Below are 24413 nucleotides of genomic sequence, written 5' to 3'. Positions count from 1 at the left end.
AGGAATTATCTGCTACGTTGTACGACGACTGACAAATATGTCATCAACCCCATAACAACAAGGAAACAACCGCAATGACCAAGACCCGACTGCTGATCGGTTTACTCTGTGCCTTCAACGGTTACGCCATGGCCGCCTCGGCCCCGGCGGAAAAAGACGTCGCCCAAGCGGTGGATCATCTGACCCAGGCGATGCTGCACAAGGACATTGCCGAACTGAACGCCCTCACCGCACCCAACCTGACCTACGGCCATTCCAGCGGCAAGATTCAGGACAAGAAAGAATTCATCGCCGATATCGAAACCGGCAAGAGCGCGTTCAAGACCCTGGAAATGCAGAACCAGACCATTACCCTGTCCGGCGATACCGCGCTGGTGCGCCACCACTTTTCCGCACAGGCGTTGAAGGGGACCGAGGTGGTGCCGACCGAGATCGAGAATTTCCAGATCTGGCAGAAGCAGGACGGCAAGTGGTTGCTGGTGGGGCGGCAGGCGTTCAAGTTTTGATCGGGGTTAACTGACTCTGAATAGATGTGGACTGGGCTGCCCTCTTCGCGAGCAGGCTCGCTCCCACAGGGGAACGCATTCCAAAGGTGGGAGCGAGCCTGCTCGCGAAGGCGGCAGCCCAGGCATTACACATCTTTCTGGTTACAACCGAAACCGATCCACCGACTGCGCCAACTGCCCCGCCAGGCTCGACAACTCATCGGTGGTATTCGCCGTTTGCCCGATCACCCGGCTATTGCCCTCGGACATCCCGGCAATCATTTCCACCTGATGGGCAATTTCGTTACTGGCCTGACTCTGCTCGCCAATCGTGCGGGTGATGTCGTTGACCAGTTGTGTCGTGCTCAAAGTCGCCTCGAGGATTTCGCGGATGGCCCGCTCGACATCCACCGTCACCGCCATGCCCTTGTCGACCTGCGCGACACCCGCCTCCATGCTGCTGACCGCCTCGCGGGTACTGTGCTGAATGCGCGCGACCATCGCGGCGATTTCCTGGGTAGAAGCGCTGGTGCGTGCCGCCAGACTACGCACTTCATCCGCCACCACCGCAAACCCCCTTCCCTGCTCGCCGGCCCGAGCCGCTTCAATGGCGGCGTTGAGCGCCAGCAGATTGGTCTGGTCGGCAATGCTCTTGATCACCTGAATGATGTTGAAAATGGCTTCGGATTCCTGATCCAGCGTGCGGATCACCTGTGCCGACTGTTGGGCTGATCGGGCGATATCGTCCATGTCGCTGACCACTTGATGAATCACACCACCGCCCTCTTTCGCCAGGGTTTCGGCTTGATTGGCCATGCTCAGGGCACGTTCGGCGTGGCGGGTGATTTCCTCGATGCTCGCGGTCATCTGGCTGGCGGCGGCGGCCATGGTGCCGGCAGCCACGCTTTGCTGCTGACTGCTGTCGGCGACCTGATGGCAGCCGTGGCTGAGTTGTTCGCTCATGCCACTGACGCCGTGAGCATTGCGCCGCACCACATCGATCATGTTGCGCAAGTCGCGTTGCATGGTCGCCAGCGTGCGAATCAAGACACTGGCTTCGTCCTTGCCGGACGGCTCGGCGATCGGCTCGCTGAGGTTGCCGTGGGCGATGCTTTCGGCGATGCGACTGGCGGTCTTCAACGGCCCCATGATGCTCAGAATGACCCAGCGTCCCTGGATCAAGAGCAGCACAAGACTGGCGATCAACACCACGCCGAGCGCGACGTTGGCGCTGCGGATCGCTGATTCGGTTGCTGCGCTGGTCTGCAGCGTATTGGACTCGATCAACTCGCTCAACGCTGCCATTTGCTCTTCCAACTGGCCAAACGCCGTGTTGAAGGTGCCCAGTTCCTGTTGAGCGGCATCAGGATTGTCCAGCGCCAACCCGACGATCCGTTCGCCCGCGTTGATGTAGGTATCGAGGCTCGGCTTGATCTGCTCCAGCGCGGTGCGCAATGTCGGGTTGATCGGTAACTTGAGGTTTTCCTCGAGTACCTCACGGAAATGCCCGGCATGCTCGTTGATCGAATCGCGCACCTCGCTCGCCGTGTTGGTGCTTTTGCCCAGCCCGACCAGCATTGCCGAGTAGACATCGGCGCGCAGGGCGTCGTGCATCATGTCGGCTTCCATGTGGTTACGCAGCGCGCTCATGCTGACCGCGTTATCGTTGACCGCCGAGGCCATCCGCTGATTGCCGACGTAACTGACCAGGCTCACGATCAACGCCGTCAGCAGACTTGTCACAATCAGCAACACTAAACGCGGTTTGATCGACACCGGATTTTCCTCTCTCGTTACGCCCGTAAGCGCTTGTCAGCCTTCAGTTAAGCCTATTTGCGCAGGTCTGCCGCGCCAGAGCGTGTCAGCAGGTGTCGGCATGCTGGCTAAAGGCAGCAAAACTTTCCGATTGCGCAGCAAGTCTCACTTTTCAACGCGCACGGCTAACGCCTTCATCGCCGGTTAATGCCGTCAGGCTATTGAGTCCGTCGCTCTGAACATTCGTACAGCAAAAGGAAACGCCTATGAAACGCGCATTGTGGTTGGGTTTGCTCGGCACCTTCGCCATCGGCACCGCACACGCGGCGACGGAAAAAGTCGCCATCAATCTGGTCAGCGCCGACGGTGCGTCGCAGGCGATCGGCTCGGTCACCATCAGTGAAACCGCGTATGGCCTGCTGTTCACCCCGGATCTGAAATCCCTGCCGGCCGGCATCCATGGTTTTCACGTCCATGAAAACGGTAGTTGCGAGGCGGGCATGAAGGATGGCGTGAAAGGCGCTGCGCTGGCCGCAGGCGGACATTACGACCCGGAGAAAACCGGCAAGCACCTCGGCCCCTACGCTGATGGTCATTTGGGAGACCTTCCGGCGGTTTACGTGACGGCTGACGGCGTCGCCAACTACCCGGTGCTGGCGCCGCGCCTGAAAAAGATCGCCGAGATCAAGGGCCATGCGCTGATGATCCATGCCGGCGGCGACAACCATGCCGACATGCCCAAACCGCTGGGCGGCGGCGGTGATCGCATGGCCTGCGGGGTGATCTGAGCCCTCGCGAAATAAAGACCGGGCAGCCCGCCATGGCGTTGCCCGCGTCTGACTTGCAATAACGCAGACTTTCCAGCCCCACGGAACTCCCGCCCGCCGCGCGCCTCTCACATTATGTAATCCTTCCCTTTTTGCTTCGCGCTTGTGGAGGAACACCGTCATGCGCAAGTTAGTGCTCGTTTCTTCTTTACTCTTATGCCTGCCCGTCGGTTCGGCGTTGGCCCGCGTCGATGCGGGTGATGTCGCCACCTCGGCCGGTGTCTCCGCGTCGCTGTACTCGACCTTCAAGGATCACAAAATGGTGATTCCAGCCCGTGACGACTTGTCTGCATTTGTCGCCAGTGGCGGGGCCATTCGTGGGGTTTATCTTGAATCGGTACTACAACAGGTTCGCCAGGACAATCCTGGCATCAACGCCAGCGATGAAGATCTGGCCAACGCGATTCTGGTGCATTACGAAGGCCTGAATCAGTAGCCGTCACGGATAAAGCAGCCGATGGATGGCCGCTGACGGCGCATAGGCAAAACTGTCCGACGGCCTCTATGATGGAGGCCATGACGACTTCTGTGCCCTTGCGCTCACCCTGCCCGCCCGGCGCCTGCAATTGCGGGCGCGACCCGTTGCTGGAAATGCCCGGCGCAGATCTGCGCATCCTGCGCCTGACACGAGAGGAAGAAAAACGCCTGCTCGCTCGCCTCGAAATGCTCAAAGACCTGAATGATCTCAAGCATCTGCAACAGCGGATGTTCGAGCAACTGGGCGTTCGCGTCGACGTCGCCCCCGGTTTCAACGAAGTGCGCACCATGCGCGGCATTGCCATTCAGATCGACGAGTTACCGGGCCTGTGCCGCAAGACCCGCGCAGCGATTCCGGCGGCCATTCGCCGCGGACTGGAAAATCGCCCGGAGATCGCTTTCGAACTGCTCAACGCCCACGACTTGCTGCGCGACACCTGATCACTTTTTCAGACCCAGGCGTTTACGCATCTCGGCGGTAATGCTCTGGCGGGTTTTCTTCATGTCGGCCCACGGTTCGTCACCGACCTCGGCCAGCCGCTGGTGAACGTTACGCACGTTCCACTGATTGCCGCCCTTGATCTCGGCGACTTCCTCGCGAAACAGCGGCACCGACACCGGCAGACCTTCGCGGGTGCGCGCGGCGTAAGCGCAGATCGTAGTCGCGCCGAGGCCGTTGCGCAGATAGTCGATAAAGATCCGCCCGACGCGATTTTTCGGCCCCGACACCGCCGAAAAGCGCTCCGGCAACAGCTTGGCAATATGACTGACGATAGCGTGGCTAAAGTCCTTTACTTCGTCCCAGCCGAGTTTGCGGGTCAGCGGTACGACCAGGTGAATACCCTTGCCGCCGCTGGTTTTGAGGAATGCCTTGAGGCCAAGCTCATCGAGCACGGTCAATGTCAGCGCCGTCGCTTCGACCATGCTTTTCCACGGCAGCGCCGGATCCGGGTCAAGGTCGAGAACGAAGCGATCGGGCTTGTCCAGATCGACCGTGGTGGCGTTCCAGGTGTGCAGTTCGACCGTGCTCATCTGCACCGCGCCGATCAGCGCTTCGGCGTTGTTGATCAACATCACCGGCTGCCCGGTAACGTCCTTGTCCAGCGTGGTGATGCCGGGGATCGCCAGGCGTTCGGCGTTTTTCTGGAAGAACAGTTCGCCGGCGATTCCGTCCGGGGCACGCACCAGCGCGACCGGACGATCCTTGAGCTGCGGCAGGATCCATTCGGCGACGCTGGCGTAATACTCGGCCAGTTGCATCTTGGTGGTGCCGCTGACCGCGTCGATGACTCGATCCGGGTGAGTGATGCGCACCTTACCGTTGGCCAGTCCGAGTTGTGACGGTGCGGTGTCGGCTTTGCTCGCCGGGGCTATTTTCGTGGTTTTTTTCGCGGCAGTTTTCTTCTCTGCGGTCTTCACGGATTTCACTCGCTCCTCAGTGATGTCCTTGGCCGGTTTGTCATCGCGCAAGCCATGAAACACAGCGTGGCGCACCGAACCGTCCTTGGTCATTTCGGCAAATGCGACTTCTGCCAGCAGTTTTGGCTTCAGCCAGTGCACACCTTTGACCTCAAAGCCGCTGGGTGGATTGACCACCGCCGCCTTCTTCACCTGCAACGGTTTGAGCTGGGTCAGAATGCTTTTCAACGTCGACTCGTTGAAACCGGTGCCGACCTTGCCGGCGTAGCGCAACTCGCCGCTGTCGCGATCATGCAGCCCCAGCAACAAGGCACCGAAAGCACTGCGCGAACCTTTCGGATCGGTGTAACCGACGATCACAAACTCCTGACGATGTTTGCACTTGAGCTTGATCCAGTCACCGCTGCGCCGCGACACATACGGCGAGCCGAGGCGTTTGCCGATCAGGCCTTCCATCTGCATCTGGCAGGCGCTGTTGAGCAGTGCATCCGGGGTTTCGTCGAAGGCTTCGGAGAAACGCAACAAGGGTTGCTCATGACTGCCGAGCACCGTGGCCAGCGCGGCGCGCCGCTCTTCAACTGGCACTTCACGCAGGTCGACACCGTTGAGATAAGGCAGATCAAACAGGTAGTAGAGGATGTTGCCGCTGCGCCCGGCCTCGAAAGCATTTTGCAGGGCCTGAAAGTCCGGTACGCCCTGTTCGTTGGCGACGACCATTTCCCCGTCCAGCCACGCCGATTCCAATCCCAGCGCCGCCAGGGCGGCGGCCTGTTGCGGCAACTTGTGCGTCCAGTCATGTCCGTTGCGGGTGAACAGTTGCACCTGATCGTGATCAATGCGCGCCATGATCCGGTAGCCGTCGAATTTGATCTCGTAACTCCACTGCCCTTCCGGTGCGCTGTCGACCAGCGTGGCCAGTTCCGGCTTGAGTTGCGTCGGCAGTTTGGCCTTGTGCGCGCCGGTGAGCTTGCCGGTCGCGGCTTTGCGCGTCTTGGACGGGGACTTTTTCAGTGGTTTGCTTTGCTCGGCGGCCAGTTTGGGTTTGCCCACTATCGTGCGTTCGCTCAGGACACTGTCCGGTTCGGCCAGCAGCACGTCGTAATCATCCTGCGGCCGCGCGGCATCGTCCTGATGCTTGATCAGAAACCATTGTTCCTTCTTGCCCGGCATGTGCGTGCGCACCAGGTTCCAGATGCCGCCGAGCTTTTCGCCTTGCAGCTCGAACTTGAGCTTGCCCTTTTCGTAGGCCTTGTGCGGATCTTCCAGCGGAATCCACACGCCACGATCCCAGACAATCACATCCCCGGCGCCGTAATGCCCTTCGGGAATGCTGCCTTCGAATGTCGCGTAATCGAGCGGATGATCCTCGACATGCACCGCCAGACGCTTGACCTTAGGGTCGAGCGACGGCCCTTTCGGCACCGCCCAGCTTTTCAGTGCGCCATCGAGTTCCAGGCGAAAGTCGTAATGCAGGTGCGATGCATCGTGCTTCTGAATGCAGAACTGCAAAGCATGCTCGGCGGCGGTTTTACGTCCCGAGCGCTTGACGGCGGCCGGTTCCGAGGTCGCTGAAAAATCGCGCATGCGGTTGTAGTCGTCGAGGTTCCTGTTCATCGTCCACCTGCCTTGTTTCAGCCAATCCGCGTCACGGTCAGCGCCACCACCGCGATGCGGTCGACCCGTTGATAGCCGGGGTTGAGCAGTTCTTCGCCAAAGACATCCGGATCAAGTTCGCGGTAAGTCCAGCCGAAGCGTTTTTCATCCAGTCGCGGTAGCACGGTGTCGAGAAAAGGATCGCGACCATCGACCATCGCCACGCCGGTGTAGAGCAGCAGCGAGCCGCCGGGGGCCAGTCTGTTCAGCGCCTGCTCGACGATGCGCAGCGACATCCCTGCCCCGAGCGTCCCGCCACCATGGCGATAGGCGCGCTCTGCCGGATCGGCCATGTATGGAGGGTTGGCGACGATCAGGTCAAATTCGCCGTCGACACCCTGCAACAGATCACTGGCCCGCGCTTCGACGTTGGCGACTTCCGCCAGCGCCGCGTTGATCGCGGTCAAACGCAGCGCTGCAGGGTTAATGTCCAGCGCCAGCACCTGTGCCTCGCGACGGGCGCGGCCGATCAGAATCGCACCGACGCCAGCCCCACAACCAATGTCCACCGCGCGATGGATCGGCGCGAAGTTCTGTTGCAAGTGGGCGTGAATCAATTGGGCGAATCGATAGGTGTCCGGGCCGAAAAATACCGCGTCGGCCGCGTCGGTAGGGAACGCCGAATGCACGAACAGCAAATCATCCAGGCTCGACCAGCGCACGCGACTCTTCAGGTGGCCTTCGTAATTATCAATGACCTGCGCATCTTGCAGTTGCCGCTGTTCATCGGCCGACAACAACCCCGGCGCGAACGGACGCGACCAGCCGAATACATCGCGCAAAGAGTCGGCCATCTGGCCCTCGTCACGCTGGTTGACCCGTTGATGGGTCAACGGCGTCGGCGTGGTGAACCGATATCCGTCTGCCAACAAGCGCCGGCCGAGGTGCAGCAGCACGAGATCGTTGGGGCAGAGTTGTTCTTCCTGATTCATCGGTGATGTCCTTAAGGCAAGCGGGATTTGAGTTCGATAAAGCGCCGGGTGGCGAGCAGTCCGGCGGGGTGTGCATGGCGCGCGGGAGCAAGCCACGGGATCAGAGTCGCGATCTGCGCCAGTTCGTCCTGACCTTGCAGCGCCGCGTTGAGCGCCTGTACATCGGGATCCTGTTCAAGCCCTTCGATGGCCGCTGCGGTCTGACTGTGCCGTCGAGCGGGTTTGGTTTTATCCGCAGAGGTCCAGTCACCCGCAATCCAGTCGTGCACCAGTTGCTTTTCATAGGCATTGAACACGCCAAACATCGCCGCACCGTCGCCCGCGATCAGTTGCCAAAAACGACTGGCCTGCGGGTCTTCGTGGCGTTTGATCCAGCCTTTGTTCTGCAATGCCTGCAGAAATCCGGGCAATTGCTCCGGTGCAGCCAGCCACTGATTGACGGTCTGCCCTTCGAAGCGGCAGTAATCGGAATGCATGTGCTGGGCGAACGGACACTTGCGTTCGAGCATCGCCAGCAATTCGTGCTCAAGGTCGAAACCTTCGATGATCGCGCGACTGCCCAGCCCCAGGTCGTTGAGCCGATAGCCCAGCGCTACCCGACGCAAAAATTCGCCGCGATCGGCCTCGATCGGCAGTAGATCAAGCGCCGCCTGCACGGCTTTTTGCGCATGGCCGGTGCTGGCGTTGTCGATGGTCACGTGCAGGGTGAAATAGTAAGGATCGATACCCAGTTCGCTGAGTTCGTAGCTGCTGATCAACAAGTGCAACGGCAGCTGTTCATAGCCGAGGTTGTAGCCGATCACCTCGGGCAGGTAATCAGCGCCACAGACACCGAGGGCTAGTTGTATCGCGCCTTGCAGGTAGCGTTCATCGTCGATGGCAGCACTGTCCTGCAAGTCGTGCTCGGCGAGCAATTTGCGGTAGATCACTACGTGATTCTGCGCCGGATTGCCCTCGCCCAGCTCCTCCAGAAAGGTTCGTAGCAAGCCTTGGAAACGCGGGTCCTGCCAGCGCGGCAATAGACCATAAAGCCAGGCACCGTCGACCAGTTTGGTCGGTGCCACCGCTTGCAGGAAATACAGCGCCTGCGCCTTGCCCCGGAAGAATTGCCGAGGCCCGCCGGCCTTGCGCTGCTGCAGATAGTCGGCATATTGCCGGGCGACATCGGCGCAATGTTCGGCCACCCAGGCGTGCCAGGTCGTGGGATCTTCGGGCAGAGAGTCGGCAAGTTGCGCGGCATGTTGCAGTTGCTCCTGCAAAAACGCCCGCGCAAGGTCGAGGGGATTGTCATCACGCAACAACGCTTCATAGACCTGGCGGATGTTCCCGGCGGCATTCATAAGATGCGGTTGGGCAGGCGCGGCCTGCAGGTGTGTCAGGACAGTCATGGCAAAGTTCTCGGTCGGTTGGCAGGACGCTGTTCCACACGCCTCTACAGCAGCAGAGAGGCGGCGCCTGCGAAAAATTCAATCGACGTGAAAATTGCCCGGACGGACGGCGAAGCAGCTCCTTGGCGGAGCTGCTGAGGGCTATGGTTTTTTGACGTTAGTTCAGGCCTGACCTTTGGACTGCTGTTCCAGATGCACCTGCAAATCCGGGTCGATCTGCAAGGCTGCTGCCAGCTCGTCCAGATAACTGCGTTCCGCGTCGCGCTGGTCATCCACGAGGATCACGCTGACCAGATACATCTCAGCGGCGACGGCTGGATCGCCTTTGGCCGCCTGTGCGACTTCGTTCGCATCCAGTGGTTTCAAAACTTCAGCGGCAAACCATTGCTGCAATTGTGGATCATCGGTGTGCTTGATGATTTCCCCGTCGATCATCTCTTGTTCGCGGGCTTCAATCTCACCATCAGCCTTGGCCGCCGCGATCAATGCGCGTAACACCGCGTGGCTGTGCTCTTCAATCTCCGGGCCGGCCAGGAGGTTAGCCGTTTGCGGCGTTTGTTGCGGTGCCGAACTGGCCTGGCTGCGTTGCCAGGCCTGATACGCCTGAAAGGCCATCATTCCCAGCGATGCCAGCGCCGCATAGTTGGTGCCGCCGGAGCGGCTTTGCGTGCCGCCACCGCCACCCAGCGCCCCACCCAAGGCGCCGCCAAGACCACCACCGGCACCGCCGCCGAGCAAACCACCGAGCAAGCCGCCCAAGCCGCCAAGTCCACCGGCAGATCCGCCGCCGCTGGCCGCGCCCGAGCCGCCACCGAGCAGTCCACCCAGCAACCCACCCAAACCACCCAAACCATCGCCGGCAGACGCTGAAGATTGTTGGCCGGTCGAGTCCTGGCCTCGCAGCAGTTTTTCAAGCAAATCGCTGGTGTTCATGACGTCATCCTCAAGCATTGGCAGTGACTGCGTCTGGCAACAATAGACCCCGGCAGCCATAGCGCCAGCACCGTTTGGCTGACACCCAATGCTCCGATGGATTTCGCCCGCGTATTTTTTCGCCGGCCAGCTAAGATTGATCAATGGTGAACCTTATCCCGGCCAGACCGGTCGATAGCTGCAACCCCGACCCGGTTTGCCGGCGCCCTTCCCGCTAAGGGTGATACCCGGCTTGCTTCACTTTCTGGAGAACGCCCCCGTGATATCGACTGTACACATCGCCAGGCTCAAAGCATGGGGCGCCCATGGTTTTACCGCGACTGGCGTGGTCACTGCTTTTCTGGCCACCCTCGCCCTGTTGGAAAACCAGCCCACCCACTGCCTGATGTGGCTGGGCGTGGCGCTGATTGTCGACGGCCTCGACGGCGCACTGGCGCGCAAGGTCAACGTGCAATCGGTGCTGCCGAGCTTCGACGGTTCGATCCTTGATCTGGTGATCGATTACCTGACGTACGTGTTCATTCCGGCGCTATTCATCTATCGCTACATTCCATTGCCCGACTACACCCTGCTGCTGACCGTGTCGCTGATTCTGGTGTCATCGCTGTTCTGCTTCTGCAACGTCAATATGAAGAGCAAGGACAACTACTTTGTCGGGTTTCCGGCGGCGTGGAATGTGGTCGCGCTGTGTCTGTACATCATTGGGCCTGGGCCGTGGATTACCTTCCTGACGGTGATTGGCCTGGCGCTGCTGACGGTGACGCGGATGAAATTCCTCCACCCGTTCCGTGTGCGCCGGTTCATGCCGATCAACATTGCGGTGACGGCGATCTGGCTGCTGTGCAGTTTGTCGCTGGTGCTCAACCACCCAGTGATCAACCCGTTGGTGATGGGCTTGTGGTTACTTATGTCGGCATACTTTCTGGGGATCTGCATCTGGCGCACGGCGCTGGAGTGGTTTGATCGGCCGCAGGTGAAATAGGCTCCAGAGCCCAACATAAATCCAATGTAGGAGTGAGCCTGCTCGCGATCGCGGTCTGTCAGCTGAATATTTTTGACTGAAAGAACGCTATCGCGAGCAGGCTCACTCCCACATGGATCTCCATTCAGCGTTTAGTGATCACCACCTCCAGATACTCACTCGGCACCACCAGCGAAGCCTCCCCCGCCCGATTCAACCTGTTGAGCAAATCCGCCAGATCACTTTCCAGCGCCTGCCCGCTCTCCGGCGGCAGTGCCGCAAAGGCCTTGTGCACCGGCCCATACCAATGGCGGAAAATATCGATGAAGTGCGCGGCCGAGCGATAGCGAAAATTGAACTCGCGGCGCGTCACGCGCAGCAGAAAATCGCGGTCATCGAAATGCTTGTGCAGCCACGCATCGGAGCCCCAATTCGACGGCGGTTGTGCGCCGGCAGGCGGTGGCAGATGTCGGCCGAGGGTCTTGAACATCTGGCCAACGAAACCTTCCGGCGTCCAGTTGGCCAGACCGATCCGCCCGCCACGGCGACAAACCCGGCCCAGTTCAACAGCAGCCTTGTCCTGATCCGGCGCGAACATCACGCCAAAGGTCGACAGCACGGCGTCATAGCTCTCGTCGGCGAACGGCAGCGCTTCGGCATCGGCCACCTGAAACGTCACGTCCAGATGCTCCGCGCGGGCACGATCCTGGCCGCGTTCCAGCAAAGCCGCGACGTAATCGGTCGAGGTGACCAGGCAACCGCGCCGCGCCGCCGCCAGCGTTGCATTACCGTTGCCGGCAGCGACATCCAGCACCTCCTCGTCACAACGCAGGTCGCAGGTTTCGGCGAGGTTTTCGCCGACGATTTGCAGCGTCGTACCAATCACGGCGTAGTCGCCACTGGCCCAGGCGACTTTCTGGCGTTCCTTCAGGGCAGTCAGGTCAATCGGGGTACTCATAAGCGTGAACTCCGCTGCGAGTGGGGCCGGTGATCATTCGGCCGTCGTCGGATCGATGACCGTCATCACCCGCGCCACACTGTTGGCCGGAAACCCACCGAGTCTGGCGTGTTCGCGTACCTGCTCTTCGTCAGGTGCGATGTACACGCAATAGATCTTGTCAGCGGTGACGTAACTTTGCAGCCACTGCACTTGCGGACCGAGTTCGCGCAAGACATCACAGGACGTTTTCGACACAGCTTTGAGTTCTGCTTCCGACAGCTTTCCGGCCCCTGGAATCTCGCGTTCAATGACGAATTTAGGCATGGCAACCTCGCGCTCTTGTTATGGGGCAAGGCCGGCAGTGACCCTGCTCAAGCACTATCGCGCCGAGACCGCTCGGCGTCCCTGCCAATCGTCTGGCAACCCCGTAAAACCGGGGTTTGCCGATGAGCGGTGGAAATCTGTAAAGCGTCTGGAACACCTTGAGGATTGCCAAGGTTGGGGGATTGGTTTCTGATGCGTTCTCGCTTCTGGAAAGGACTCGACTGATGTCACTGAAACTTGATTGGCTCGCGCATCACATGCACCACAGCGACCGTTATGCCCAATGGATTCATCAACAATTCCCTTACGAATACGTCGACCAACCGCTGGCCGAATGGCAGCGTGAATTTGCCCTGGGCCAAAGCAATGGCGACTGGTCCTGCCTGATCGCCATGGACGGTGAACATCTGCTCGGCGGCGCCGCGCTGGCACGTGATGACCTCGCCCTGCGCCCCGATCTCGGCCCTTGGCTGGCCTGCGTGTTCGTCAGCCCTGAGGCACGCGGGCAAGGGTTGGCGGAGCGCTTGATTACAGGGATTTGTCAGGAGGCGAAAGACTGCGGCTTTGCGCGCCTGTATCTGCACACGCAGAACAAGCAGGACTACTACGCCAAACGCGGCTGGCAAGTCCTGGAGCGTTTTCGCGCCTGGGACAACGAGCAATGGCTCATGGGGCGCGACCTCTGAGCCATTGGTGTTGCTGATCAAGCGGCGGGCGCCTTTGCCTCTTTCAGCAACTGCTGGATCATCTGTTCCTGCGCTTCGTAGCGACCTTCGCCGAAGTGGCTGTAACGCACCTGCCCCTTGGCGTCGATCAAGTAATGCGCCGGCCAGTACTGATTGTCGAAGTTGCGCCAGATTGTGTAGTTGTTGTCGATAGCTACCGGGTAGGTGATACCGAGTTTTTTCACCTGATCCTTGACGTTGTCGATGATCCGCTCATAGCCGTATTCCGGGGTGTGGACACCGATCACCACGAGCCCGTCTTTTTCGTATTTCTTCGCCCAGTCTTTGACGTACGGCAGGGTGTGCTGGCAATTGATGCAGTCGTAGGTCCAGAAGTCCACCAGCACCACTTTGCCGCGCAGGGCTTCAGCGCTCAGCTCGGGCGAGTTCAGCCATTGCACTGCACCGGCCAGCGACGGCATCGCGCCTTTGCCCTGCTCCATCGGCGAGTCCGCGCGGACTTTGCTGATGAAGTAGTCGAGCACTTTCGGCACGTTTTCCAACACGCTTTTTTCCACGCTGGCGACGCCTTCAGAGGAGGTCTTCGCCAGCAAGGTTTTATCTGCGCCCGTGGCAATCACCGCTGCCGTCGCCAGTACCGCAACCCCGGCACCTCGGCGCAACCAGCCAGTAAACGGGATCGACGGCTTCAGGCGATTGACCAAGCTGCGCCCGGTGGAGATCAGCGTGCCCAGCGACAGCGCACTGCCGGCGCCGTAGGCCAGCAGCAACAGGCTGGTCTGTGCGTTGGCGCCTTGCAGCATGGCCCCAGTGAGGATTACACCGAGAATCGGTCCGGCGCACGGTGCCCACAGCAACCCCGTAGCGACGCCGAGCATGATCGAAGCCATCGGCCCGGCCTTTTTCCGGGTATCCGGATCGAGGCGGTTGCCGAGCATCACGAACGGTCGTGTCAGCCAGTCGCCGATGCGCGCCGAGATCAGCGACAGGGCGAACACGCTCATCACGATCAGTGCGACGTAACGTCCGCTGTTGCTGGCCTGGATCACCCACTCGCTGCTGACCACCGCCAGGCTGGAAATCAGCGCGAAGGTCAGCGCCATGCCGCCGAGGGTCAGCAGTATCGAAGCGCGGCTGCGTTGCGCGCCGGCAAACAGAAACGGCACCACCGGCAGAATGCAGGGGCTGAGCACGGTCAGCAGACCGCCGAGGAATGCGATGAGGTACATAGTGAGTCACCCTTGATCAATGAATGTGGCGAGCCGTTCAGACGCTTTGGCTCTCCAGCCAATGGCTCTGCGGCGTGCGACTGGCGCCGTTCTCGGCAAACATCTGGCCCTGTGGCGTGCGGCTGGAGCCGTCCGCAGCAACCATCTGGCCCTGTGGCGTGCGGCTGGAGCCGTCCGCAGCAATCAAGCCATCGCTGCCCTGCTTGCCTACTGGCGTCAGTTGGAAGCAGGTGTTGCTGTGGCAGCTATGCTGTTCAACCGCAGCATTGGCATGGGCGGCAACGCCGGCGAGAGAGAAAACGATGGCAGTCAAAAAGCGCGATACGTTGTTCATGGTTGTTTCCTTCTATAAAGAGTGATGACTCAGTTGTCGTTGTTGCAGCCGTCGGCAAACTTGCTGTAATCGAGCACGCGGGTTTTGCCGGCCGAATCGAGGTAGGTCATGCGCGCCTCGACAATCCCGCAAGTCACCGAGTTGTCCTGTTTCAGCGAGAGCACTTTCTGGATATCCAGGTGGGTGCCGTAGGTATAGGTTTGCGCGGTGACAGCGGCTTCGGCGCGGGCCGACAGCGTGCAGATGTTCAGCGCGGCAAACAGGCAGGCGGCGATTACGGATTTGTTGTTCATGGGGTTTTCCTCAAGGCTTCAGTGGGGTTTGAGCCGAGGCGATCGGTGCGGGCCTCGATGGAGGCTATTTGAGGCTCGCGAGGTATCGCGTCTGTGTCAGGAACAGGCGCGTTTCAATCGCTGTGTATCCCTGCCAGCGGGGGATACACAGCGATACAAAACCCAGGAAAATTGGCGTTTTTGCGTTCCCGTGTATCCTCCGATACAGCAGATACACTGCAATACAAAGGCAGGCAGGCGAGCCGCCGCAGGCTCGATACACTGCACCGCAGTCCCTTTTGATAGAGGTTTGCACCGATGGATCATGTCGATCACATTCTCATCGTCGACGACGACCGCGAGATCCGTGAACTGGTGGGCAACTACCTGAAGAAAAACGGCCTGCGCACCACGGTGGTCGCCGATGGCCGGCAGATGCGCAGCTTTCTCGAGGCCAACACCGTCGACCTGATCGTCCTCGACATCATGATGCCCGGCGACGATGGCCTGCAGCTGTGCCGCGAACTGCGCGTGGGCAAACACAAGGCCACGCCGGTGTTGATGCTGACCGCGCGCAACGATGAAACCGACCGCATCATCGGCCTGGAAATGGGCGCCGACGATTACCTGACCAAACCGTTCGCTGCCCGCGAACTGCTGGCGCGGATCAACGCTGTGCTGCGCCGCACACGGATGCTGCCACCGAATCTGGTGGTCACCGAAGCCGGTCGATTGCTGGCCTTCGGCCGTTGGCAACTGGACACCTCGGCCCGTCACTTGCTGGACAAGGACGGCACCATGGTCGCCCTCAGCGGCGCCGAATACCGTTTGCTGCGGGTGTTTCTCGATCACCCGCAACGGGTGCTCAGCCGCGATCAACTGCTCAATCTGACCCAGGGCCGTGATGCCGATCTGTTTGACCGCTCGATCGATTTGCTGGTCAGCCGTTTGCGCCAGCGTCTGCTCGATGATGCGCGCGAGCCGGCCTACATCAAGACCGTGCGCAGCGAAGGTTACGTGTTCTCACTGCCAGTCGAAATTCTCGGTGCCCCGGCATGAGCGTCAATCTGCACTGGCCGCGCACCCTCGCCTCGCGCCTGTCGCTGATTTTCCTGATCGGCTTGCTACTCGCTCAGGCACTGTCGTTCGGCGCGCAGTATTACGAGCGTTACCAAAGCGCCAAGAACACCATGCTCGGCAATCTCGAAACCGACGTATCGACCTCGATTGCGATCCTCGATCGACTGCCTGCCGAAGAGCGCCCTGCCTGGCTCGAGCGTCTGGCGCGAAAAAATTATGGCTACCTGTTGAGCGAAGGCGAACCGGGCACGCCGATCGAGGCCGGGGATGTGCCGGTGGCCGTCACCTCGATCACCGAAGCCATCGGTGAACGCTATCCGCTGACCTTCACCGATATTCCCGGGCCGAAGAAACACTTTCAGGGTCATCTGCGCCTGAGCGACGGCAGCCCGGTGACCATCGACGTGCGCCCCGCCATGGTCCCGTTGTCGCCCTGGTTGCCGGTGGTCTTGCTCGGCCAGTTGGCGCTGATGATCGCCTGCACCTGGCTGGCGGTGCGCATTGCGGTGCGCCCCCTGACCCGTCTGGCCAACGCCGTGGAAACCCTCGACCCCAACGCCCACCCGATCAACCTCGACGAAAGCGGCCCGAACGAAGTGGTCTACGCCGCTCGTGCATTCAACACGATGCAGGCGCGTATCGCCGCTTACCTCAAAGAGCGCATGCAACTGCTGGCAGCGATTTCCCACGACCTGCAAACGCCGATCACGCGGATGAAACTGCGCGCCGAGCTGATGGACGATTGCACCGAGAAAGACAAACTGTGGAATGACCTCAGCGAGATGGAACATCTGGTGCGCGAAGGCGTGGCGTACGCGCGCAGCATCCATGGTTCGACCGAAGAAAGCCGCCGCACCAACATGGATTCCTTCCTCGAAAGCCTGGTGTTCGACTATCAGGACATGGGCAAGCAGGTGCAACTGGTTGGCAAGAGTGCAACGGTTATCGACACCCGTCCTCATGCGTTGCGCCGAGTGCTGGTGAACCTCACCGACAACGCGCTGAAATTCGCCGGTGCCGCCGAAGTCTGGGTCGAAGCCAACAAGGGCAGCCTGGCAATCACCGTCATGGACCGTGGCCCGGGCATCGTCGACGCTGAACTGGCGCAAGTGCTGCAACCGTTCTACCGCGTAGAAAACTCGCGCAATCGCGATACCGGCGGCACCGGACTGGGACTGGCCATCGCCCAGCAACTGGCCATGGCGCTGGGCGGTTCGCTGACCCTGAGCAACCGTGAGGGTGGCGGATTGTGCGCTGAATTGAAGTTGCCGCTGCAGCCCTGAACATTTCAACGGCGCTTGTTTAAACGCTACCGACAGGCGTCGGTCGGTAGCCTGCACATTGCCGCGCCAATGCCTACAACCTCCTCAGAATCCGCTGACTGTGCGCCTGAGCCGTTGCGCTTATGGTTGTGCTGCCCGTTTCGCAATGATCACCATTGGTCGCCACTGTCAGATCTGACAGTGGCGAGTCAGCGCCGGGCTGCGGTTCCATGACGATTGGCCCAACCTGCCGAGGCGCAACATGAATCTGCTCGAATCCGTCACTCAAGTGTGCAGGCGACTGGCGCCCGGCGGCTGGCATTCGCTGATGCTCGCCCATGGCCTGGACCTGCTCGCCGACCCGTTGGCGGCGGAACTGAACAAACCGCTGAACATCGACCGTTCAATACCCGGGTTTGCCGATTTCGCACTGGCCGGGAGCCGCGCGATCGAAGCCGGGGCACCGGCGCGCAGCCTGCTCTTTCACGCATTGGCCTCGCCACAGGTCATTTGTGATGAGAACGGGCAGACATTGCAGCTGTTTCCCACCGCCGCTGAGATCGAGACAATGCTCGACTATGTCTTCAGCGTCAGCCCGCCCACGCTCGACAGCCTTCGCCACAAAGCCCGGGGCGCACCGTTGGCAATGGTCGCGTTCGCCAGCGAATATCGTTGCGCCGCCGACACCGTGCATGGCCGGCATGCCGACTTGTGTTTCTCGCGCACCGGCATTGCCCGCGTCGGCACCGCCCCCGCGTTTTATGACGCAAAGCTGCGCAGTTTCCTGCCCTTCGTTGACGGTGACCCGCACGGCATCCGGGTGATGCCGGTGCGCTACAGCGCCTACATTGCCGCACAACTGAAGGGCGATGCCGAACGCTTCGGGCCAATGGATTTCCAGCTTGAGGTCGATCCCGAACTGGATTTCTGGGTACCGTTGCACAAGTTGTTCAATGGCTCGCAGTGCCTGCAAGGCATGAATCTGGCGTTAACGCTGGACAACCACCAGATCAACGAAAAACTGCGGCATATCCATTTACGCCACAGCGGCACTGGCTGGCAGGAACCGCAGATCAGCCTGCCACCTTTCGTCGTGACTGAAAATCTGGCGCGTTGGGCAGCGGTTACCGATGTCGGCCCGGGGTTGCTGGTGCCCAACGCCAAATCACGGCTGGTCGAGCCGGTCGTCTATCAGGGTCAACCGTTGTCTTTTGTGATGCCGGCCAACAGTGGCAGCATGATTCACGGGCGTCACCGGGTCGAGGCCGATGGCAGCATCGAGGATCTGAACGACCACGAAGATGTCGAGGAACTGCTGCGTCAGGGCGGTTATCGCGCCTTGCACTATCAGGACGGCACCGCCGATGGCTGGGTGCGGCCACGCTGCCCGACGCTGGAAAACAGTTTGCCGACGGTGGCGGCCTACTCGGTGATCGGCCCTCCGGATTTCTATCCGCTGTGCAGTCAACGCAAGCTGTTGCACTGGATCAGCGACGAGCCGACGTTACCGAGCACCGGTCTCTGGCACGCACGACTGGAAGCGCTTTCCAATGTCCGCTACTGCGCCAACCTGGAGTTGCAGGATCACCTGTTTTCCCCCGCCGATCGTGGAGTGAGCGCCATCGTCGGTCTCGCCGATCAAACCGGCATGCAGCAATCCACCAGCACACTGCCGTCGCCGTCGCGCCCGACCTCGCTACCAGACGGCGCCGCCGGGGTGTTCGGGCCGGGCTGGGAGGTCGGTTGGGTTCGTCAGCGGACTGCGGACGACGAATGGATCAACGTTCTTGCCGGTTATCAGATGGCCAGCCCGTTTCCCGAGGATGCGAAGATTTGCGCGGCGCTAGGTTCTTTCTGGCCGGGCGTGTCACCGGATTCGGCGCGGGTGTTCGAGCCGCGCTCGACCCTGCACAGCATCATTCCCCTGACCGATGAGGAAATCGGCATGGGCGGCGGTGTGGCCTGGGATCACCAGCGCGCCCCGCAACTGATCACGCATGACAATCGATTATTCGCCCAATACCGCGCGTACGCCCATGCCGACTACACACAAGTGGCTCTCGATAACCTGTTTTCCCTGGGCATGACCGGTCACACCTCGCAAACGGCGTATCAACGACGCGTGCTGTCGATGTATCGCGTGTACCGCGCGCTCGGCGCCGCCAGCGACAAACCATTGCGCAATACATGGCCGCTGTTGTCGTTCATTGAAGTGCAGCGGCCGAATGCCGAACTGGACACTGCGCAGGCGGAATCCGGGCAGGTCCTCGACGGCTGGGTGCAGCGCTTTTTGCTGTACAAGCGCGGCGCCGTGCAGATCGCTGAAAGCGATTTCAGGTTGCGTCATGTCGAAGTCGAAGCGTTGGTGATCCTGCTGCTCAGCACCGATGCGATCCTGATCAAAACCGACATGCTGTCGTGGCAGGTCGCCCATGAAGCATTTTGATGTGGTAATCGTCGGCGCCGGCCCTGCGGGATGCGCAACGGCAATCAGTTGCGCCCAGCGTGGCTTGCACGTGGCTTTGATCGAACGGCAAACGTTCCCACGGTTTCGCCCCGGCGAAAGCCTGCATCCGGGCATCGAACCGCTGCTGCAGCAACTGGGTGTCGCCAAGCAGTTGTGCGGCCCCTCGGCCCGACGCTTTGACGGCCAATGGGTAACGTGGAACGGCGCGCCGCGTTTCAACGCTTTTGGCGCCGATGACCGTGGTATTTGGCGGGGCTTTCATCTCGAACGAGCGCAATTGGACGCGACGTTGCTGGCGCAAGCCGTTTCTTTGGGCGTTGAGGTAAACCAGCCATGCCGGGCACTACGGGTGCTGACTCAGGCCAATCGAGTGATCGGCGTCGATACCGACAGCGGTTGCTTGTACGCGACCTGCCTGATCGACGCCAGCGGCACTCGCGACTGGCTGAGCCGCCAACTCGGTCTGACGACCCACCATTGTTCTGCGCCGTTGGTGGCACGCTACGGCTATTTGCAAGGCAACAACGCAGCCTATGCCACGACAGCACACTTGCTGGCCGACCCTGATGGGTGGACGTGGATCGCCCAGATTGAGGATCGTTTGCTGCACTGGACCCGCCTGAGCTTCGAACGCAACACTCGGTCGGTGATGCTCCCCTCCACCCTGCAATCATTGCCAGCGGTGGGGGCCGTGCGTGGCGCCGATGTGACCTGGCGCCTCACCCCGGAAGCCGCCGGCGCCGGTTATTTTCTGGTGGGTGATGCCGCCAACCGGCTCGACCCGGCGTCTTCCCACGGCGTACTCAAAGCGTTGATGAGCGGCATGCAAGCCGCGCAAGCGGTGACGGATCTTCTTCGCCGGCCGGCCTTGCAAGTGCCTGCCCAGACGCACTATCGCCAATGGCTCATCGATGGGTTCACGCGCGATATGGCGCAACTGCGCAACTTCTATCGGCAGCATCCCTGCCCGCCATCGTGGTTGCCTGCCCATTGATTCAAACGACGCTGCCGAGCACGCCGTCCTCATGCAATTGCCGCAGCAATATCGATCCGTTGTCCATGAACGCAGCGGTTGCGGCCACCCCCGCCTCCACGGCCAAAGCTTGCAACTGCCGACGGCCATCAAGGGCGGGAAACTCGTCAATGCGCTGCAGCAAGCGCCAGGCCAGCGGGCTCAGTTCGGAAAACTTCACACTCCAGTCGGCCGTACGCCGCACCAGCAAAAACGTCGGTTGGTCCGGTGGCGTGGCGGGCTGATGGTTCGGATCGAGTTCATGCACCGGCCACTCGTACGCCAACGGCCAGGCCAGCGGCGAGATTTGCAGCGGCCGCTCCAGCAACAACGCCGGATCTGTCGGCAGCAGCGCTTGAGCATCGGACTGCTGCAAGACCATCTCGACCCACTCGTAATGCGCCAGCTCCAGCAAAAACGCCGGCCACTCACCTTCGCGCATTACCTGCGGTTGCGTGGCCAGATAGTCGAGAAAGGTTTCGGCAATCTTGCCAAACTTTGGGGTCTGCGCCCGCCAGTCGCGCAAGAAACCTCGCACCAGCAAGCGCCAGCGTTGTTCACCAATGATTCGGATCAACACCGGGAAGGTGCCGCTCAACAATTGCGACAGGTTGTTGAATACCAGGTCCCGGTAGACGTTAACCCTTTGCACATTCATGTCGACGGGCGGCGACTGATGGTCGGGATCACGCAAATATCGGGTCAGCGCCTGTTGTTGCTGTAGCAGGTTATCCACGATGGCCGCCCCCCGCTTGCAAGTGGCGAATGGTCTGCAACTCGTCGACCAGTTCGGAAAACGCCGGGAAATTGAAATCCCGCTCCAATAACGTTGGCTGCGCACCAAACCGCGCGTAGGCCTCAGCCAGCAATGCCCAGACCTGCGGTTTTACCGAGGCGCCATGGGTATCGATTTTCAGCGTGTCGGACTCATCGAAATGCCCGGCCACATGCATGCCGACCACCCGGCCCGGCTCGATACCGGCTAGAAATGCTTGCGGATCAAATCCGTGGTTGATCGCGTTGACGTAGACATTGTTGACGTCCAGCAGCAAGTCGCAATCGGCCTCACGCAGCACGGCATTGGTGAAGGTCAACTCGTCCATGTCCTGACGTGGCGCGGCATAGTAGGAGACGTTTTCCACGGCCAGACGCCGGCCGAGAATGTCCTGGGCCTGACGGATTCGCGCAGCGACGTGGTGCACCGCCTCTTCGGTGAACGGCAATGGCAGCAAGTCATACAGATGACCGTCATCGCTGCAATAACTCAGGTGCTCGCTGTACAGCGGCACGTTGTAATGGTCGAGAAACACCCGCACTTCCTGCAAGAAGCCGACATCCAGCGGTGCCGAGCCACCGAGTGACAGCGACAAGCCGTGACAGGACAACGGGTAGCGCTCGGCCAGTTCACGCAACGCCGCACCATGGGCGCCGCCGACGCCGATCCAGTTTTCCGGAGCGACCTCGAGAAAGTCGAAAGCGCCGGTACGGGCAGCTTGCAGGTCTCTCAGCAGACCACGGCGCAGGCCGAGGCCGACGCTGGGTGGCCGAGATGAGGGCGGCGTATGCATGGGATCTACCTCAGCAGTGGATTTTCCACATTTGAGCCGCCGGCTGTATCGCGGCTGTGTACACATGACCGGGCATTTGCAACCCTGTGTATCCGGCGATGACGGCGATACACGGTGATACAGCCTCACTGCCGATCAATATTGTGGGAGCGAGCCTGCTCGCGAAAGCGTCGGCACTGCCAATATAAGAATTGCCTGAAATGCCGCTTTCGCGAGCAGGCTCGCTCCCACCGAGGTTTTCAGTGTTCACAAATACAGCGGCAGACCGGGACCGGGGCTAGACTCCTTTATTACCCAGTCGAGGGGGACGCAGGACGTCAGCCGTGCCCTGCCCAACTCCGTGACCACCGCCCGGTGGCGCACGCCTCGACCTTCGACGCCGCCGGACCGTGATCCTGTTTCAGGAGCACACATGATGGACGAGGCGAAGCTCAACCAATTCATGGGCAAACTGGTCAACGACATGGGCGGCGCGGCGATGCTGGCCAATGTCATCGTCGGCGAAGAACTCGGCTTGTACCGGGCCATGGCCGACAGTCAGCCGATCAGCGCCGATGCCCTCGCGGCAAAAACCACCTGCAACCCGCGCCTGGTGCGCGAATGGCTCAGCGCTCACGCGGCCTCCGGCTATATGGAGCACCACGACGGCCAGTTCCGTTTGCCAGAAGAGCAGGCACTGGCGCTGGCCGTCGAAGACTCGCCGGTTTACGTTGCCGGTGGTCTCGGCGTGGTGGCGTCGTTTTTCCATGACAAGGACAAACTGGTCAAAGCCATGCGCGGCAATGGCGCCCTGCCCTGGGGCGATCACCATCCGTGCATGTTCAGCGGCACCGAGCGCTTCTTCCGGCCCGGCTACAAAGGTCACCTGATCGCCGAATGGCTGCCGGCGCTCGACGGCGTGGTGGCCAAACTGGAAGAAGGCGCCAAAGTCGCCGACATTGGCTGCGGTCATGGCGCCTCGACGGTGATCATGGCCCAGGCGTTTCCCAACTCGCGTTTCGTCGGCTACGACTATCACGCGCCGTCGATCACCGTCGCCACCCAACGCGCCGAGGAAGGAGGCGTCAGCAGCCGGGCGAAGTTCTTCCAGGGTTCGGCGAAGAGCTACCCGGGCAATGACTACGACCTGATCTGCTATTTCGACTGCCTGCACGACATGGGCGACCCGGTCGGCGCCGCCCGTCACGCCTATGATTCACTGAAGGACGACGGCACGGTGTTGCTGGTCGAGCCATTTGCCAACGACACGCTGGACGACAACATCAACCCGGTCGGGCGGCTGTTCTACGCGGCCTCGACGTTTATTTGCACACCGAACTCGCTGTCTCAGGAAGTCGGCCTCGGTCTGGGTGCGCAGGCGGGGGAAATGCGCTTGCGTAAAGTGTTTGTCGAGGCCGGGTTCAAACACTTCCGCCGGGCCACGCAAACGCCGTTCAACCTTATTCTGGAGGCGCGCAAGTAACCCGCGCGGGTCGCGTGCTAACCTGCTGGCACTGCCCATTTCGGAGCGCTGACCATGCTCGACAGCCCGACCCGCGAACACCTCGACACCCTGCAAGAGGTGATGGCTGATGGCGACTTCCTCGTCCTGACCGGGGCCGGCATCAGCACGCCGTCGGGCATTCCGGACTACCGCGACAGCGACGGTGTACGCCGTGGGCGGCAACCGATGATGTACCAGGAATTCCTCGCTGCCCCTGAATCACGCCGCCGCTATTGGGCGCGGGCCATGCTCGGTTGGCCGAGGGTGCGTCAGGCGCAGCCGAATGCAGCGCACGAAGCGTTGGCCGGCTTGCAGCGTCATGGGCTGATCCACGACTTGATTACCCAGAACGTCGACACCCTGCACGATCAGGCTGGCAGTCACGATGTGATCGAACTGCACGGCAGCCTGCATCGGGTTCTGTGCCTGGACTGCGGCCAACGCAGTGAGCGTGATTCGATTCAGCAATTGATGGAACGACAAAATCCGTATCTGGCCGGGGTCGATGCCGTGCAGGCACCGGATGGCGACACCCTGCTCGACCCGGCGTTCGAGGCGCGTTTTCAGGTACCGCACTGCCCGTATTGCGCTGGCGAGCGGATGAAACCGGACGTGGTGTTTTTCGGCGAAAACGTCGCGCAGCCCACGGCGGCTCGGGCGATGGCGGCGGCAGAAAATGCGGCGGGGATGTTGGTGGTGGGGTCTTCGTTGATGGCGTATTCGGCGTTTCGCCTGTGCCGGGTGATTGCCGATCGCGGTAAGCCGCTGATTGCGATCAATCTGGGCAAGACCCGCGCGGATGATTTGCTGGATTTGAAGATTGAAGCGTCGTGTGAACAGCTGTTGCCCCTGCTGACACAACGCCTCACCTACTGAATATACAGATCCCCTGTAGGAGTGAGCCTGCTCGCGATAGCGTTCTGTCA

General features: G+C 60.8%; 24 protein-coding genes and 1 pseudogene. 12 read left to right on the top strand and 13 right to left on the bottom strand.

The genetic code is table 11. From position 1 onward, the window contains the following. The first annotated feature begins 74 nt into the window (after positions 1-74). On the top strand, positions 75-506 hold the full coding sequence (locus AC5SEM_RS07510) for a nuclear transport factor 2 family protein (protein ID WP_495472535.1): 432 nt from the start codon (positions 75-77) through the stop codon (positions 504-506). Positions 507-647: 141 nt separating this feature from the next. Here the strand turns inward: AC5SEM_RS07510 and AC5SEM_RS07505 are convergent, their stop codons facing one another. Next, the gene (locus tag AC5SEM_RS07505) at positions 648-1373 is read right to left on the bottom strand and encodes a methyl-accepting chemotaxis protein (RefSeq protein ID WP_495473449.1); all 726 of its coding nucleotides are present in this window, start codon (positions 1371-1373) and stop codon (positions 648-650) included. A 132-nt stretch (positions 1374-1505) separates the two neighbouring features. Beyond that, a pseudogene (locus AC5SEM_RS07500) lies at positions 1506-2261 on the bottom strand (MCP four helix bundle domain-containing protein); the annotation flags it as partial. A 245-nt stretch (positions 2262-2506) separates the two neighbouring features. Here AC5SEM_RS07500 and sodC point away from each other — a divergent pair. The 3 genes from sodC to AC5SEM_RS07485 all read left to right on the top strand — a co-directional run bounded on the left by sodC (position 2507) and on the right by AC5SEM_RS07485 (position 3985). After that, entirely contained in the window at positions 2507-3028 is a 522-nt protein-coding gene (sodC, locus tag AC5SEM_RS07495) for a superoxide dismutase [Cu-Zn] SodC (protein WP_495472534.1), read from the top strand. A gap of 160 nt (positions 3029-3188) precedes the next feature. Then, positions 3189-3503 (top strand): DUF2388 domain-containing protein, encoded by a 315-nt coding sequence (locus tag AC5SEM_RS07490; protein WP_016983279.1) that lies wholly within the window; start codon positions 3189-3191, stop codon positions 3501-3503. Between the two features lie 80 nt (positions 3504-3583). Beyond that, positions 3584-3985, top strand: a complete 402-nt coding sequence (locus AC5SEM_RS07485; RefSeq protein ID WP_176091710.1) for a hypothetical protein — start codon at positions 3584-3586, stop codon at positions 3983-3985. Here the strand turns inward: AC5SEM_RS07485 and ligD are convergent, their stop codons facing one another. The 4 genes from ligD to AC5SEM_RS07465 form a co-directional block, all read right to left on the bottom strand. Beyond that, the gene (gene ligD / locus AC5SEM_RS07480) at positions 3986-6577 is read right to left on the bottom strand and encodes a DNA ligase D (RefSeq protein WP_495472533.1); all 2592 of its coding nucleotides are present in this window, start codon (positions 6575-6577) and stop codon (positions 3986-3988) included. A 17-nt stretch (positions 6578-6594) separates the two neighbouring features. Then, complete coding sequence (locus AC5SEM_RS07475) at positions 6595-7548, bottom strand: methyltransferase (RefSeq protein WP_495472532.1); 954 nt, start codon at positions 7546-7548, stop codon at positions 6595-6597. Between the two features lie 11 nt (positions 7549-7559). Continuing rightward, complete coding sequence (locus AC5SEM_RS07470) at positions 7560-8936, bottom strand: iron-containing redox enzyme family protein (RefSeq protein WP_495472531.1); 1377 nt, start codon at positions 8934-8936, stop codon at positions 7560-7562. A gap of 162 nt (positions 8937-9098) precedes the next feature. Continuing rightward, the gene (locus AC5SEM_RS07465) at positions 9099-9869 is read right to left on the bottom strand and encodes a tellurite resistance TerB family protein (protein WP_495472530.1); all 771 of its coding nucleotides are present in this window, start codon (positions 9867-9869) and stop codon (positions 9099-9101) included. A 259-nt stretch (positions 9870-10128) separates the two neighbouring features. Here AC5SEM_RS07465 and pcsA point away from each other — a divergent pair, with 259 nt between their 5' ends. After that, positions 10129-10851 carry a phosphatidylcholine synthase gene (gene pcsA / locus AC5SEM_RS07460; RefSeq protein ID WP_007919592.1) on the top strand — a complete coding sequence of 241 codons (723 nt, stop codon included), beginning with the start codon at positions 10129-10131 and terminating at the stop codon, positions 10849-10851. Positions 10852-10975: 124 nt separating this feature from the next. On the opposite strand, the gene AC5SEM_RS07455 is transcribed toward pcsA, so the two are convergent. Next, positions 10976-11788: a class I SAM-dependent methyltransferase gene (locus tag AC5SEM_RS07455; RefSeq protein ID WP_116031269.1), complete on the bottom strand. Its 813-nt coding sequence runs from the start codon at positions 11786-11788 to the stop codon at positions 10976-10978. A gap of 33 nt (positions 11789-11821) precedes the next feature. Next, positions 11822-12094, bottom strand: a complete 273-nt coding sequence (locus AC5SEM_RS07450) for a DUF4242 domain-containing protein (RefSeq protein WP_095047497.1) — start codon at positions 12092-12094, stop codon at positions 11822-11824. Between the two features lie 224 nt (positions 12095-12318). On the opposite strand from AC5SEM_RS07450, the gene AC5SEM_RS07445 reads away from it, so the two are divergent. Further along, positions 12319-12780 carry a GNAT family N-acetyltransferase gene (locus AC5SEM_RS07445; protein ID WP_495472529.1) on the top strand — a complete coding sequence of 154 codons (462 nt, stop codon included), beginning with the start codon at positions 12319-12321 and terminating at the stop codon, positions 12778-12780. A 17-nt stretch (positions 12781-12797) separates the two neighbouring features. Here the strand turns inward: AC5SEM_RS07445 and AC5SEM_RS07440 are convergent, their stop codons facing one another. From AC5SEM_RS07440 to AC5SEM_RS07430, 3 genes are read right to left on the bottom strand one after another with little or no spacing between them, the layout of a single operon-like run. Further along, entirely contained in the window at positions 12798-14009 is a 1212-nt protein-coding gene (locus AC5SEM_RS07440) for a cytochrome c biogenesis protein DipZ (RefSeq protein ID WP_495472528.1), read from the bottom strand. 37 nt (positions 14010-14046) lie between these two features. Next, on the bottom strand, positions 14047-14343 hold the full coding sequence (locus AC5SEM_RS07435; protein ID WP_495472527.1) for a hypothetical protein: 297 nt from the start codon (positions 14341-14343) through the stop codon (positions 14047-14049). 29 nt (positions 14344-14372) lie between these two features. After that, complete coding sequence (locus tag AC5SEM_RS07430; protein WP_150774506.1) at positions 14373-14636, bottom strand: DUF2790 domain-containing protein; 264 nt, start codon at positions 14634-14636, stop codon at positions 14373-14375. A 297-nt stretch (positions 14637-14933) separates the two neighbouring features. Here AC5SEM_RS07430 and AC5SEM_RS07425 point away from each other — a divergent pair, with 297 nt between their 5' ends. The 4 genes from AC5SEM_RS07425 (at position 14934) to AC5SEM_RS07410 (ending at position 20418) form a co-directional block, all read left to right on the top strand. Next, entirely contained in the window at positions 14934-15674 is a 741-nt protein-coding gene (locus AC5SEM_RS07425; protein WP_007919579.1) for a response regulator, read from the top strand. Beyond that, positions 15671-16978, top strand: coding sequence for an ATP-binding protein (locus AC5SEM_RS07420; protein ID WP_495472526.1), 1308 nt, complete (start codon positions 15671-15673; stop codon positions 16976-16978). The genes AC5SEM_RS07425 and AC5SEM_RS07420 overlap by 4 nt, the downstream gene beginning before the upstream one ends. 241 nt (positions 16979-17219) lie before the next feature. Next, entirely contained in the window at positions 17220-19403 is a 2184-nt protein-coding gene (locus tag AC5SEM_RS07415; protein ID WP_495472525.1) for a hypothetical protein, read from the top strand. Then, positions 19390-20418, top strand: a complete 1029-nt coding sequence (locus AC5SEM_RS07410) for an NAD(P)/FAD-dependent oxidoreductase (RefSeq protein ID WP_495472524.1) — start codon at positions 19390-19392, stop codon at positions 20416-20418. Before AC5SEM_RS07415 ends, AC5SEM_RS07410 begins: the two co-directional genes overlap by 14 nt. A 1-nt stretch (position 20419) precedes the next feature. On the opposite strand, the gene AC5SEM_RS07405 is transcribed toward AC5SEM_RS07410, so the two are convergent. Both AC5SEM_RS07405 and AC5SEM_RS07400 read right to left on the bottom strand, forming a co-directional pair. Next, entirely contained in the window at positions 20420-21172 is a 753-nt protein-coding gene (locus AC5SEM_RS07405; protein ID WP_495472523.1) for an HvfC family RiPP maturation protein, read from the bottom strand. After that, positions 21165-22004, bottom strand: a complete 840-nt coding sequence (locus AC5SEM_RS07400; protein ID WP_495472522.1) for an HvfB family MNIO-type RiPP peptide maturase — start codon at positions 22002-22004, stop codon at positions 21165-21167. Before AC5SEM_RS07400 ends, AC5SEM_RS07405 begins: the two co-directional genes overlap by 8 nt. Positions 22005-22419: 415 nt before the next feature. Here AC5SEM_RS07400 and AC5SEM_RS07395 point away from each other — a divergent pair, with 415 nt between their 5' ends. Both AC5SEM_RS07395 and AC5SEM_RS07390 read left to right on the top strand, forming a co-directional pair. Further along, the gene (locus AC5SEM_RS07395) at positions 22420-23466 is read left to right on the top strand and encodes a class I SAM-dependent methyltransferase (protein ID WP_331695856.1); all 1047 of its coding nucleotides are present in this window, start codon (positions 22420-22422) and stop codon (positions 23464-23466) included. 54 nt (positions 23467-23520) lie between these two features. Beyond that, the gene (locus AC5SEM_RS07390) at positions 23521-24363 is read left to right on the top strand and encodes an NAD-dependent protein deacetylase (protein WP_495472521.1); all 843 of its coding nucleotides are present in this window, start codon (positions 23521-23523) and stop codon (positions 24361-24363) included. The last annotated feature ends 50 nt before the right edge of the window (positions 24364-24413 follow it).

The sequence above is a fragment of the Pseudomonas sp. CH61 genome (assembly GCF_059429415.1).
The sequence above is the reverse complement of the archived record's forward strand: the minus strand, read 5'-3'. Positions and strand labels throughout refer to the sequence as shown.